This window comes from Paenibacillus intestini, from assembly GCF_030803945.1.
Taxonomy (GTDB): domain Bacteria; phylum Bacillota; class Bacilli; order Paenibacillales; family Paenibacillaceae; genus Paenibacillus; species Paenibacillus polysaccharolyticus.
In genome coordinates this window covers 94,848-108,199 of the sequence record NZ_JAURUN010000002.1, presented here as the reverse complement: position 1 = coordinate 108,199, position 13,352 = coordinate 94,848, and the positions used below count along the sequence as shown (strand labels likewise).

Here is a 13,352-nt window from a genome sequence, read left to right as displayed (position 1 = left end):
ATCCATGCTGCACGCGCTGGAAGTGATTCAACGTTATAAATCAGGAAAGACCCAACAACAACATTTGCAAAAAGAGCAACAAGAGCCGCAATGGTTACAATGGTTAGTCGCGGCGGAGAAGCCGCGAATTAATCTGGAGCGTATTCACTCCATTGCCGAACTTCAGAAGACGAATGCGGTATTGGATTACACCGAACGCACACTTCACATGCTGGATGGAATGCAACTTTCGTTCTGGATTCGGGAACTGCTGGAAGAGGTGCTGGCCTGGTCGGAAACCGCAAAAGGGGGTTCACTAGTACAGCGCAGAACGTGGCAACAGCAAGGAATTAACCTGTTTGTACATAATATTGGCTCGGCTCAGCTATATCATCGATATACTACAGAGCAAGAAAATGGACTGGAATCGGCAGCTTCGCCGAGACAGGAGATCATTCGTATTTTAATATCAACACATGGACTGATTGGGCAATACATACGGGGGGAAATTCCGTACGCTGAGAATACACCGTTGCGTGCTTTGATTTCTGAAGGCTGGGTTACTGGTGGTGAACTTCGTATTCTGTTAATGGCTCTGAACCAATGTATTATTGGAGCGGTTGATTCTGGTCTTTGGGAGCAGGTTCAGGATGAAGTAGAGCAAATTGTGGACTGGATTGTGTCAGGAACGGAACATACAGATTGGAGCGTGAAGGAGCGATTATCTCGCCTAAGAAGTAATTCAATCCGGCAAGGTGAGGCGATGGATGAAACGTATGCCAAGCTGAAACAACAGTTTCCTGTGGAGCAACAACTGTCTGCTCTTGCATCGCGTACATTGTGGTATGTGGAGTCAGCCATGCGGGATTTTTCGCTGAAAGAGATGGTCAAGGTGTTTTTACTTGCACTTCATAGCGAAGAGTGGGAGAAGGAAATAGAGGGGCATTCAAAGGACTCTTCATTGACCTCTATACGTCATATCAGCTTCGAACCGTTAATGAACACGATGTATTACGACTATAAGGGTGTCAAAAAGCTAAATATTTACAAGAAACGTATGATTGAAAAATATCTGGAGCAGTATTCATGGGAACAGATTACCGCTGGCGAGCAGTTGCCTTATCCGCATCTGGGGCATCGGATTGAACGGTATCCCGACCTGCCCGATACGTTATTTGTAACCTTTGAATTCTCGCCTGCGGCTGAAAAATTGATTGCTTTTTGCATTGAAGCAGAGAAATCTCCGTTGTACGAACAGGCGGTACTACTTTTATTTGATCTGTTTGGCCTGCGACGGGATGCGTATGATCGGTTCCACAACGAAGAGACGTACCTTTCGGATATGAATAGCTCGGGAGACTACAAAAAAGTGCTCCTTGACTATATGGTGGGCAAACGTGTACTTGATATCGGCCCGGGTGGCGGTGTGTTGCTGGATTTGATTGAGCAGGAGAAGCCCGAGGTTGAAGCGATCGGCATCGATATTTCGGCCAACGTAATCGAAGCGCTGGAACGCAAGAAGCAACGGGAGTCCCATCGTTGGCATGTGATGAAAGGGGATGCCCTGCAACTGGATCAGTATGTGGAACCGGGAACAGTGGATACGGTGATCTTTTCCTCTATCCTGCATGAGTTGTATTCATATATTGAGCGTGACGGACGCAGATTTAATACTGATACGGTGGCGGCTGCGTTGCAAAGTGCTTTTCAGGTGCTCTCGCCGGGCGGAAGAATCCTTATTCGGGATGGTATTATGAGTGAACCGGAGTCACAAAAACGACGAATTCGATTCATGGAGCCGGATGGGTTAAGCTGGCTGGAACGTTATGCAACTGACTTTAAAGGGCGCGGGATCAGTTACGAGCGTCTATCCGATAATGAGGTGATTATGCCAATTAATGATGCGATGGAGTTTTTGTACACGTATACCTGGGGGGAGGAAGCCTATGTACATGAAGTTCAGGAGCAGTTTGGTATATTCACACCGCAAGCCTATGAGAAATGCATACGCGACACGTTAGGGGAGCAAGTGGATATCATCATGCTACGTCATTTCCTGCAAGAAGGGTATACCGAAGCTTTGGCAGATCGGATTATTTTTATGGATGAGAAGGGTAAACCTGTCTCCTTGCCTGACAGCACCTGTCTGATTGTGATCGAGAAGAAGGGCAGAGTAGATGCATGAGCGTAGAAGCTTATACAAGCTTGTATTTTGTGCGACATGCAGAATCCAGGTTCATCGAAGGTCAAGAGCGCGAACGTGGACTGACTGAGCAAGGGGATTTGGACGCGGAAAAGGTCGCTCAGCTTTTGCATAAAGAGGACGTGGAGGTATTTTACTCCAGTCCTTATCTCAGGGCTGTACACACCATTCAGCGTCTGGCTGACTTGTGCGGAAAGTCTGTATTCATTGAGGAAGATTTACGTGAGCGTACGCTGTCTTGTTCCCACGTAAAACATGATGATTTTCATGAAGCCAAGCGGCAGCTGTATCGTGATGCCACCTTTGCTTTTCCAGGTGGAGAGTCTGGTATTCAGGCTCAGAAGAGGGCTATTAACACCATTGAAAAAATGTTAGGCGAGCACAGGGGGAAAAAGGTCGTAATCGGTACGCATGGTGATATCATGACCCTTATTTTTCAGCATTATAATCTGAGTTATGGTTTCGATTTCTGGAAGGGCACGACGATGCCGGATATCTACAGGATGGATTTGGATCAAACTGACAAGATGCTTCAGATTACACGAATGTGGGAGTGAAAGATGTGAAAATCACGTTTTTGCCGGGTACATATACGGTGGACGAGCTAAATGTGACACCGCTACAGGATAGAACATACTGCATATTTGATCTGGAAGGAACAGGTATTGATGTAGCTGTGGAGAGTGTCACTCAGTTTGGTGCAGTACGTTATAAAAGGAGCGAGGGAGCCAGTGCAACTAGTTTCTCTTCTCTGGTTCGTTCATCCAAACCAATTCCGGCAGCGGTGGAGAAACTCACTGGTATTACGAATCAAGCGATGTCACAGGCTCCACTTTTTAAAGAGGTTTACGAGCGATTCTGCAGCTTTATCGGAAATCAAGTGCTCGTGACTCATGCGGGATACGAATATGATCTGCCCATGCTGGAGCGTCATTGTCAAGAATTCGGGTTAACCATGTTTACTAACCATGTGCTGGATACCAAAGCGATGTTTACATATATTCATCCAGAGGTACCGGACGTTATTTCAACCGATTTTCTTATCGCATATTACGATCTGAACACAGAAGGCATTCACAGACATGATGCGCTGGCGGATTGTGGCATTATTGCTCGTATCTTCGAATGTGTACTTAAAGAATACGAGGAACGGGGATTAGATCATTTTATAGCAGATTCTAGTAAACACATAAAGCGGTTTGTTATACCTGAGATGTATTTGAAGAAAGAGTATAAGGGAGTGACGGAATGAGCAGAAGCGATGTAAGCAAATTATTGCAAGATTTGAAGGATGGACGCTTGCTGAACGAACGCAATTTTGAAGGACTGGATGTTGATGCATATCTGGACCAACGTGATGAAGACCCTTTTGCAGATGAGTGGATGCAGGCCTATGAACACTATGCCGGCGACTCGACCGTTGCCGAAGATGAAGTGTTGCGACAGATCAGGGAGACTGCGTTTAAACGAACACTGGCCTTAACAGGTGAACCGGAGTTAGCGGGATATGTCAGCGATGATTTTGGATTGATCGGTTGTTACTTGTTACAAGGTGGCGAGCAAAATGGGTTTGTGGAACGGTTGTATGAGGGTTACGTTAAGGCGTAGGGAGATTAGGGAAATATGAGGTGCACTAATATGATCCAACCCGTACTAAAAGATATTGTCATTACAGGAAATCCTAACATCCATGGCAAATTAGAGTTCACAGAAACAGAAGATATTGGAGATGACTTTTATTTGTCAGGTACCGCTTGTATTGGAACTGAAGATGACACAGGTGCGTATAATTTTGACTTTGGAATAATAACCCCAAAAGCGCTGGAAAGAGAACTTAAAGAGAGCTCAGATATTATAACGGGTGCGAAGTGTTTTATCGTTAGTCGGCTAGATTTTGAATTGATTACTAATAAAATAAATCAAATACTTCTACAGCACGAAGGAGACACGTGGGAGGATATTGCCGTAAATCTCGCGCCTTATTTCGATTGGGAATATACCGGTTCAGTACGCTTAAATAGTGAGGAAGAGCTTCTTGAGATGATTAGAAGACATCAGGAAGAGAGTCTTAATTAAAACACGTGTAGATAAACTGCCCCTGCATTCGTTTGCAGGGGTTATTTTTTATCAAGAATGCTTCGTTTGTATAAAAAAGAGTCTTCAAATGTGTATTGTGACGACACAGCTACATCATGTACAATTCACCTACAGAGTTATATGAGAATGATTATCATTATAGATTAAAGTATTCTGTTCTCATGATGACATCTACAGATTACACATAGGGGGAAATGCATGATGGCAAGACTGAGCAAAGGAATTCAAAGGTGGTTGATGTTTTTATTGCTCACTGCAATGATGATATCCGGTTGTAGCGCAAAGACGGAAACGTCAGCACAACAGGGAGATACCAAAAAGAGTACCAGTATGGAAACGGAAGCTTCACAAGCCGAGACACGTGTTGTAAAGGATGAATTTGGAGAAGTAACGATCCCTGTTCATCCGCAGCGGATTGCGGGTATCTATGTCGAGGACTATCTCAAGGCGCTGGATATTACACCGGTTGTACAGTGGTATCATCCCACTTGGGGAGTACAGGATTATTTGAAGTTAGATGCGCCAAAGTTTGACACAACAGGCAGCATCGAGGCACTTTTGCAATACAACCCGGATCTGATTATTGTGGACGGTGGAGTAGATGCAACACAATACGAACAATATAGCAAAGTAGCCCCAACCTACCGTCTGCCGGAGAGTGTTCTTCAGGACTCCAATCAGGTATTGACGACAATTGCCGATATTGTAGGGCAGCCAGAAAAAGGGGTAGCATTTGAAAAGCAATTCAAACAAAAAATTGCAGATGCAAAAGCAAAATTACAACAAACCATTGGAAATGAGACGGTTGCGGTTGTGAGGTTAAACGTAGCAGACAAAGGATTGGCGTTATTTGGGGTCAAAAATCGGTATACCGGATTTGTTTACTCTGATCTTGGACTCACTCCACATCCACTTGCACGAGATATGAAAGAGTACCAAGAGATTCTGTCCGAAGAGGCGATTCCGAGTCTGGATGCCGATCACATTATCGTGTTTCCCTCGAACGGAACCTGGGATTCCGCAGAAAATCAGGAGGCCATCCACATGTTGGACGGAAAACTGTGGCAGTCGCTTCCGGCAGTTAAAAATAAACATGTCTACATGATGGAAAGGTCTCAGTGGCAGTCCGGAGCAGTCATTGCAAATTCCATGAAGATTGATGATTTGTTGGAAAAGATGAAGCCATAACTTGTGAATTGAATAGAGAAAGTTCTTCAGCGTGGCTTGAAGAGCTTTCTTTTTTCGTTTACACTAAATCTAATTGATAACAATTCTCATATAAGGAAGATGGATGCACAATGTACGCTTCAATACAGCACATCATGACCAAGCCATGGCTCTGCTCCTTACAACGCATACAATACGTAAATTATACATTGGAAACAAGCTCAACATATTCAGTTCAGCAAACGGAAGCTCATTCTTTTATTATTGTGGTGCAAGGAAGGGGCGTACTAACGTATTCTGAGGGCCAAACAAAGCTGGAACCGGGTTCCATATGTTTGGTGCGTGCAGATGTTTCTTTCTCTGTAACAGCTGATGTTGGAGAAGAAGAGGCGTTGACGTTTTATAAAATGGATATGAATTCCATGTCCGAAGACAGCTGTTCCGACAAAATAATGCCGATCCAAAACAATCTGGAGAAGCAGACTGTTAACCATGAATTATGTTCGATTCCTGACAACACAATATCCGTCATTGAGTATACATATACCCCTTGGAGTGCATGTCTGGAGTGTATAGAGCAGTTATATCGTCAGGAGTATGTTTCAGATGTGCATGACGTATGGGATGTGCAAATTCAGTTCCAACAGTGGTTCCGAAATGTCATTCGTCAAAATGATCCAGAGTTTCAACTGAATCATGATCGGACCCGTCTCCAGCAATCCGTTCAGTACATTGAATCGCATTACAGCCAAATGCTCACAGTGGATGAGTTAGCTTCGCGAGCTGGTCTTTCCAGAACAAGTTATACACGGCATTTCAAGAGATTAACAGGTCAGCTTCCCCTTGATTATGTGAACCGGGTTCGACTCGAACGGTCGAAACAACTATTACAAATAACGGATGATCGTTTGCATGATATTGCGAGTCATGTGGGATATAACAATGAGTATTATTTCAGTCGGCGGTTTAAACAATATGCAGGAGTTTCGCCTGGTGTGTATCGCCGCCATCACCGTCAGGAGGTGAGCGTGTTTGCTCCTTATCTGGAGGATTTTCTGTTGGCGCTCGGAGTAAAGCCAATATTGCAGAGTTCGCATCGAGCTTGGGGCAAACAACATTATTTACAGCTGGATGATGTGCCCGAATTTGACGTCAGCCAGCGGGATGTCGAGTTTCAGGCGGAGCATATACCCGAGTTTATCATGCTGGACATGGGATATAAAAAGTGGAATTTGGATCGATTCGAGCAGGTGGCACCCGTTTATTATGTAAATCATGACGGTGAAGATTGGCGTGCCATCTTGAAATCGGCGGCAGACGTGCTTGGCAGAAACAATAGAGTCCAGGACGTTATTGAGTCATATGAAGATAAAGCCATGGAGGCCAAAAGACATCTGCAAGGACGTATGCGCAAAGAATCGGTTGCTTTTCTCCGTGTTTCGGCTTCGGGAATTACACTTTACGGTGATAAATCTGGTTATGTAGGCCCAGTCATCTATCGGGATCTCGGTCTCAACCCTCATGAATATGTGACACAGTGGACACAACATGAGCGGAGAGTCGACATTGGATTAGAGCAATTAAGTCAGCTTCGGGCTGATCATCTACTGATTACCTTTGATACTCGTGACTCTTTAAGTTTCGGAGAGGAACGGCAACTGCTGGATAGAACGGAATGGAGGCAACTTCCTGCCGTGAAGAGTGGTAATGTTTATGAGGTAGACTTTTTGACGTGGATGAACTACGGTGTGATCTCTCATGGGAAGAAAATCGACGATATCTTGCGGTTTATAGGGTAGTATACTAGAGAGAAACAATCTCGAATCAATGAATATAAAGGGTATATAAAATGAAAAAATAAAAGTGAATTTTACTTAGAAAGATGTTATTTAATAGCTGAAAGGTGATAAAGTAAAGAGAGTTTATTCTCTTTACTTTATTTAGTGTGAGGTAACATTAAACTAGCAAACTTCCAATAAAAAAATAAAATACAAAAATTTTGCTTAAATTTATAGATGTGCAAGTTTATGTTTAGACAGAGAAAATGGCTTGATTTAAAGTGAATCCTATACATAACTTTAGGAGGATTCATGTGAAGACAAAATTGTTAAAAAAGATAAGTTGCATGCTAGGAGCTTTTATTTTTGTAATTGGAATTGCACTTCATTCGAATGCATATGCTGCGGTAGATTACAGTGGTGGATTAATGGATCGAATGGTAATGACGCTTAGTGATACCGAAGAAAAAGGGCCAAAATCTACGAATGCTTTGACGGATAATAATGAATCTACGAGCGCAATTATAGAAAAGTGGAACACACCTTCAACCGCTTTAGACCACGCAGTTGCTATTTTTAATGGAACAGTTAAAGCAAATGCAATCCGTGTAAAAGCAGATTTTGACATTTACGTTGGATTGTTTGATTCCAGTGGAAAGGCAATTTTACCAACTTACTGGTTTACAGTAAAAGCGAATCAGGCTGATGGAAGATTGATTTATCTTCCCAAAACTTATACAGGGATAGCAAAAGTTAACTTGTTCAACTACTCTAATTCACGAACCGTAAATGTTTCAGAATTCCAAATGTATAACATTACTCCTCCAAGCCAACCTTTAAATCTCCTTGCAACTCCAGACGGATCATCAATTGGATTAACTTGGAATGAGGTAGAAAAGGCAACAAGTTACACAATTAAAAGGTCAGTGACAATGAATGGACCTTATACAACTGTTGCTACAGGTGTTAATCAAGCCAGCTATACTGATGCAGATATTACTCCAGGTACCACATATTATTATGTGGTAACAGCTGTTAATCCTGTTGGAGAAAGTGTAAGTTCAAACGAAGCTTCAGCATCTATTGAAAGCACTGGCGAAGTTGAACCTACTCCCGAAGAGCCACCATCAACGGAGCAGCCGGAACCAGAGCAACCTTCAAGTAACCGTGCAATTCTTGTGGTTACGATGACTACAGGTTTGGAAAAAGAATTTGATCTAAGTATGAAAGAAGTAAATGATTACATCAATTGGTATGAAACGAAGCAGTCTGGAAGCGGTCGAGCTTCATATGCCATTGATAAGCATAATAATAATAAAGGCCCATTTATAAGCCGAAAAGACTATATTCTGTTTGATCGAATTCTGACATTTGAAGTAAACGAGTACTAAATAAGCGCTCCTTCAGCTCATGCTGAGGGAGTTTTTGCTTTGTACGGAATCAAATTTAACAAAAAAACAGAATAACGTTCACAAAATGTTGAACCTGTAGTCTTTGAAGACGCTCCTGCAACATAACATTAGAGTGAAGGCAGCGCTGTTTTAAGGCCTAACGACGCTGCTAATTAATCACAGCCATGGACGGCAGATGGGAGAGTTGCAATGACTAAACGGGTAATGCTGTTGGGAGAAAGAGGTGCAGACGTGGAAGGACTGACGCATGGTGTGGGGGTAGCCCTCGCAGAACTGATGCAAGCAGGATGGTCTGTTCCAGCGGGAATGGTCGTTACGACGGATGGCTGTCGCGCATATTGTACCCGTCTTGGTCAACTTTCCGATGAAATCATGGAAGAGCTGGTTAGAGCCATCCGACATCTGGAGCAACAAACGGGTACATCTTTTGGAGGACCGAACCATCCGCTTCTGTTTGATGTGCGATCAGATGAGGCTGGTTCTTCTTCGGTATCAGAAGAATACGCTATATCTTACGTAGGTCTGAATGATGAAACCGCCGAACATCTCGCTCACCAGACAGGCAATCGTTTTTATGCGCTTCAATGTTATCTAGCCGTACTTCAGCGGTACGGGCAGATGATTTATGGTATTCCTTATAAGATGACACTAGCGCAGCCTTCAGATTCAGAGCCTTATTTTTCAGGAGAAGCGGAGCTTGAATCATTGATTGAAGAGAGGAAAGGTTTGATTCAGGCGATCAGCGGAAGCCCTTTTCCACAGGATGTATTTTTTCAACTTCAAGCAGCCGTTCGAGCGGTGTTCTCTTCTGCTAACAAGATGAATCATAGAGCTGGTCTCCTTGAGGATCAAACAAAGGAAGAAGCAATAAAAGGAACAGCAAACGGAGCAACAAGCAGGTCAGCTGTACTTATACAGGCCATGGTAGAGGGTAAAGATGTCGATTATATAGGTTCAGGGAAAGTCTACACCCGTAATCCGGCAACGGGGGAACAAGGCATGATAGGAGACTATCTGCCGTCAAGAAGCGAGTCTGGAATGGTGCATGCGCTCTCTTACTTAAAAAGAAATAATTCAAAGCGCTATACAGATCTAGAGATAATCTGTACGGAGCTAGAGAGACGCACAGGAATAGTACTAGAACTCTCCTACGTGGTGAAGTCGGGCTCGGTATGCATACAACATGTGCAACCTGCGAAATTAAGTTCATTGGCTACAATCAGAAACGCAGTTCATTTCGTGCATGAGGGGCTGGTTTCAAAAGAGGAAGCTCTCCTCCGAATGAGATCAGAAGATGTAACAGCGTGTATGCAACAGGAGCTGCCCGAACTGAAAGTTTTGCTGGAATGGGCTGATGACATAAAAGATTTATCCATTCTCGCCAAGGTGGAACATATATCAGAGGCTGGACATGCGCGAGCATGGGATGCAGAGGGAATCGGGTTATGTGTAACCGAGACCATGCTGTTGTCTCCGTCCAGAAAGCCTTATATGCAGAAGATGCTCTTGGCGGATACGGAAGCAGAGCGCAGGCGTGGGTTGGAACGATTGCTGCCGATGCAGCAGTCAGATATGGAATGTCTTTTTGAAGTGATGGACGGACGACCGGTGAACATTCAATTATTTGATTTTCCGCTGCAAGAGTTGTTCCAGGATGTAAATGTGCTGGAGCAAGATAGTAATGCTTCGGCACTGATTTTATCCCAGATTCATGAAATGCAACTGGAGGCTATTTTCAAGGCAGCGGTCAAGAGTATCCGTAAAGGGTTATGGGTTCGTCCCGAAATCATAATTCCGCATGTGGAGCATGTACAAGAAATTCAAAAAATGAGAGCTTTGGTGGATCATGTAGCGGATCAGGTGCTTGGTGAAGAGCGACGCCACTGTATTTATAAGGTAGGGGCTGCAGTTAATTCACAAAAATCTGCAAGGACAGTAGCACAAATCGCGCGTTATGCAGACTTTATCTCGTTTGATGCAGATACTCTGACACAATCTATATACGGCAACACTCGTGAGGAAACAACGGAGCGAGAGCTAGTGGACGAAGAGACTTTCCAGAGGGAATGTAGTTCTTCTCATACCTTTGATATAGAAGGGGTAGGCCGTTTAGTGGAGATGACAGCTACGCAAGGGCGAATTCGCAAACCACATCTGAAAACATCCATAACCGGTGAACATATACTAGATGCGGCGTCCATTTCGTTTATCCATGATATCAAGTTAGTGGCTGTATGTTGCAGACCCGAGCAGATTCCATGGGCTCGAATTGCAGCAGCGCAGGCAGTCATTCGAGCATCACGCAACCATCAAAGCATGAAGAACGAGGATATATCCACGATTGCCTGAGTCCATCCCCGTCCTTCAATAAAACACATCTGAACCAGTGTGGACGTCTTTATAAGTTGAACGATTCATTTACACAAGAACGGAGAAGACAGAAAAAAACTGTAAAAGCGAAGCGGTCGCATTTATCACAAGATTTTCCCCTTGAAAAGAGGGATCAGAAAAATCTGGGGATAATAGCGATTGAAAGGTTATTCTGTCTTTGGAGTGCCCGTGTAAATCATTTTAGTTCTACTTATATAGCATAACCTCAATGGAACAGTGACACGAAAACTGTTATACTGAAATATGCGTTTTGTAAAATGAACGTAAAATTTCAGATAAGGGTTGAAAACGACCATGTTTACATCGACGAATAAAAGCAAGCAGTCAACATCACGGACCTTATTTGCCGTCTTGTTTATTTTAATGCTGCTGAAGTTATCGCTTCTGCGTTATTTCTTCTTCAATGGGTTGTCGGGCGTGGGGCTGTTCACCGATGCTCTCGCTGCGCTTACCATTGTATGCGTGCTGGATTTAATTGTACCGCTGAGCTGGAAGCGCACGGTATACGGGGCGTTTAATGTTTTGTTCTCCCTGATTTTGTTTGCAGCCACGCTATATAATGCACACTTCAGTTCGGTTCCTACGTACACCGCGTTAAGTGAACTGGGGCAGGTTGCTCAGGTCAGAGGAAGTATCGGGCCGCTGGTTCGGCCGCAACACTTTATGTTTTTTGCCGATATTATTCTGGCTATACCGTTCTGGTTGATCAGACGCAGACGTAGCAGAGGGGCTTATCGTAGCAGTTACCAGGAGAGTAGCCTGACATTTGGCAAAAATCGTAGCCGTTACTGGGGCAAACTGGGTGTTGCACTTACAGCGGCGTTCTGCATCGTTTTGTCTGGCAGCTTTATCGTCAAGGGGGAAACGATTGATAACGAGCTGGTACGGGCTGAAAATCTCGGTTTTCTGAACTATCAGGTGTCCTCGGCAATTCTGACGAGCAAGGAAAATGAAGCCATTGCCAATGGCAATATTAACGAAACGATTGCCAAGATTAATGCATTGGTGAGCAAATATCCCTACCAGAACAAAACGGATAACGGTGCATTAGTGAAGGCCAAATATTTTGGTCAAGCAAAAGGCAGTAACTTGATTGTGCTTCAATTGGAATCCTTTCAAAATTTTCCGATTAACGCTTCGCTAAATGGTCAAGAATTAACGCCAGTCTTAAATAATCTTGCGAAAGAAAGCTATTATTTCTCTCATTTCTTCCAACAGATCGGTCAAGGAAATACATCGGATGCGGAGTTTATGTCGAATACGTCCATTTATCCTACAGGAGTTGTACCGATGTCAGCCGGGTATAGTGACCGTGACCTTCCAAGCCTGCCCAAACTGCTGGCGAAAGAAGGATATGAGTCCGAGACATACCACGTCAATGACGTAACTTTTTGGAACCGCAACAAGATGTACCCCGCCCTGGGTTTCACAAGATACTTCGATAAACCGAGCTTTACGAATGATAAATTCAACGATTTTGGGCCATCGGACGAAGAATTGTATCGGGTGGGTGTGGAAAAAATGACTGCGCATCAGGCTGCCAAACAGCCGTTCTATGCTCAGTTCATCACGGCGTCAAGCCATTCGCCGTTTACTGTTCCAGCCGATCGCGCACGTATTGAAATTCCGGCGACGATTACAAACAAACTGTTACATGATTACCTGCAAGCGATCAATTATACAGACTACGCAGTAGGTCAACTGATTGACGAATTGAAGGCCAACGGTTTATGGGATAATACAACGCTTGTGCTCTACGGGGATCACTTTGGACTACCGGAGGAACCAGAGATTACACAGCAGATTCAGGAAAACTTGAATATCCCATACGATGGAAAAGTAAGCCGATTCAATATTCCGCTGATGATTCATACGCCGAAACAAACGAAAGGGCAAGTGATTGAGCAGCCGGGTGGTCAACTGGATATTCTGCCTACCGTCATGAATCTGATGGGCGTATCGCTGAAGCAGGAGAAGTTCACAGCGTTTGGGCATGACTTGCTCAATATGGATCACAATGCATTCGGTATTCGTTATTACTTGCCGACAGGTTCATTTGTGAATAATGACATCATGTTTATTCCTGGTGCAGGTTTTGACGATGGAACGGCATACTCGCTCAAAACCTATGAGCCAGTCACGAATCTGGAACCGTACCGTTCCGATTACGAACATGTGCTCAGCTTGATGAAGCTGTCTGATGAGTACGTGAAGTTATTGCCTAAACGAGCACCTTAATTTAAATGAGTTGAATAGTGCAGTGTCATATTAGTAAGGTGAATAAACAGGCCAGACAAGTAAGGTAGATAAATAAAGTAGGCCGAG

10 protein-coding genes are annotated in these 13,352 nt (G+C 43.9%); all 10 read left to right on the top strand.

All coding sequences use genetic code 11. The features are described 5' to 3' along the window. Positions 1–4 precede the first annotated feature (4 nt). The 10 genes from J2T16_RS05545 to J2T16_RS05500 all read left to right on the top strand — a co-directional run bounded on the left by J2T16_RS05545 (position 5) and on the right by J2T16_RS05500 (position 13,265). Positions 5–2,164 carry a class I SAM-dependent methyltransferase gene (locus J2T16_RS05545; RefSeq protein WP_221791247.1) on the top strand — a complete coding sequence of 720 codons (2,160 nt, stop codon included), beginning with the start codon at positions 5–7 and terminating at the stop codon, positions 2,162–2,164. Beyond that, positions 2,161–2,739, top strand: a complete 579-nt coding sequence (locus J2T16_RS05540) for a histidine phosphatase family protein (protein ID WP_221791229.1) — start codon at positions 2,161–2,163, stop codon at positions 2,737–2,739. Before J2T16_RS05545 ends, J2T16_RS05540 begins: the two co-directional genes overlap by 4 nt. A 5-nt stretch (positions 2,740–2,744) precedes the next feature. Next, positions 2,745–3,434: a 3'-5' exonuclease gene (locus tag J2T16_RS05535; protein WP_221791227.1), complete on the top strand. Its 690-nt coding sequence runs from the start codon at positions 2,745–2,747 to the stop codon at positions 3,432–3,434. After that, positions 3,431–3,790: an immunity protein PIM1 family protein gene (locus J2T16_RS05530; protein WP_499017932.1), complete on the top strand. Its 360-nt coding sequence runs from the start codon at positions 3,431–3,433 to the stop codon at positions 3,788–3,790. Before J2T16_RS05535 ends, J2T16_RS05530 begins: the two co-directional genes overlap by 4 nt. A gap of 30 nt (positions 3,791–3,820) precedes the next feature. After that, positions 3,821–4,258, top strand: coding sequence for an Imm8 family immunity protein (locus tag J2T16_RS05525; RefSeq protein ID WP_221791223.1), 438 nt, complete (start codon positions 3,821–3,823; stop codon positions 4,256–4,258). A gap of 222 nt (positions 4,259–4,480) precedes the next feature. Further along, positions 4,481–5,467: an ABC transporter substrate-binding protein gene (locus tag J2T16_RS05520; RefSeq protein WP_499017931.1), complete on the top strand. Its 987-nt coding sequence runs from the start codon at positions 4,481–4,483 to the stop codon at positions 5,465–5,467. Between the two features lie 110 nt (positions 5,468–5,577). Continuing rightward, a complete protein-coding gene (locus tag J2T16_RS05515; protein ID WP_499017930.1) occupies positions 5,578–7,245 on the top strand; it encodes a helix-turn-helix domain-containing protein in 1,668 nt (555 codons plus the stop codon). 293 nt (positions 7,246–7,538) lie between these two features. Next, positions 7,539–8,615: a fibronectin type III domain-containing protein gene (locus J2T16_RS05510; protein WP_308721924.1), complete on the top strand. Its 1,077-nt coding sequence runs from the start codon at positions 7,539–7,541 to the stop codon at positions 8,613–8,615. 210 nt (positions 8,616–8,825) lie between these two features. Further along, on the top strand, positions 8,826–10,985 hold the full coding sequence (locus J2T16_RS05505) for a putative PEP-binding protein (protein ID WP_499017929.1): 2,160 nt from the start codon (positions 8,826–8,828) through the stop codon (positions 10,983–10,985). 336 nt (positions 10,986–11,321) lie between these two features. Continuing rightward, positions 11,322–13,265 carry an LTA synthase family protein gene (locus J2T16_RS05500; RefSeq protein ID WP_154886202.1) on the top strand — a complete coding sequence of 648 codons (1,944 nt, stop codon included), beginning with the start codon at positions 11,322–11,324 and terminating at the stop codon, positions 13,263–13,265. The last annotated feature ends 87 nt before the right edge of the window (positions 13,266–13,352 follow it).

Coding starts and splice junctions, on each gene's coding strand:
- J2T16_RS05515 (WP_499017930.1), top strand. CDS start 5,578: ATGTACGCTTCAATACAGCACATCATGACCAAGCCATGGCTCTGCTCC.
- J2T16_RS05520 (WP_499017931.1), top strand. CDS start 4,481: ATGGCAAGACTGAGCAAAGGAATTCAAAGGTGGTTGATGTTTTTATTG.
- J2T16_RS05540 (WP_221791229.1), top strand. CDS start 2,161: ATGAGCGTAGAAGCTTATACAAGCTTGTATTTTGTGCGACATGCAGAA.
- J2T16_RS05545 (WP_221791247.1), top strand. CDS start 5: ATGCTGCACGCGCTGGAAGTGATTCAACGTTATAAATCAGGAAAGACC.
- J2T16_RS05530 (WP_499017932.1), top strand. CDS start 3,431: ATGAGCAGAAGCGATGTAAGCAAATTATTGCAAGATTTGAAGGATGGA.
- J2T16_RS05500 (WP_154886202.1), top strand. CDS start 11,322: ATGTTTACATCGACGAATAAAAGCAAGCAGTCAACATCACGGACCTTA.
- J2T16_RS05505 (WP_499017929.1), top strand. CDS start 8,826: ATGACTAAACGGGTAATGCTGTTGGGAGAAAGAGGTGCAGACGTGGAA.
- J2T16_RS05525 (WP_221791223.1), top strand. CDS start 3,821: ATGATCCAACCCGTACTAAAAGATATTGTCATTACAGGAAATCCTAAC.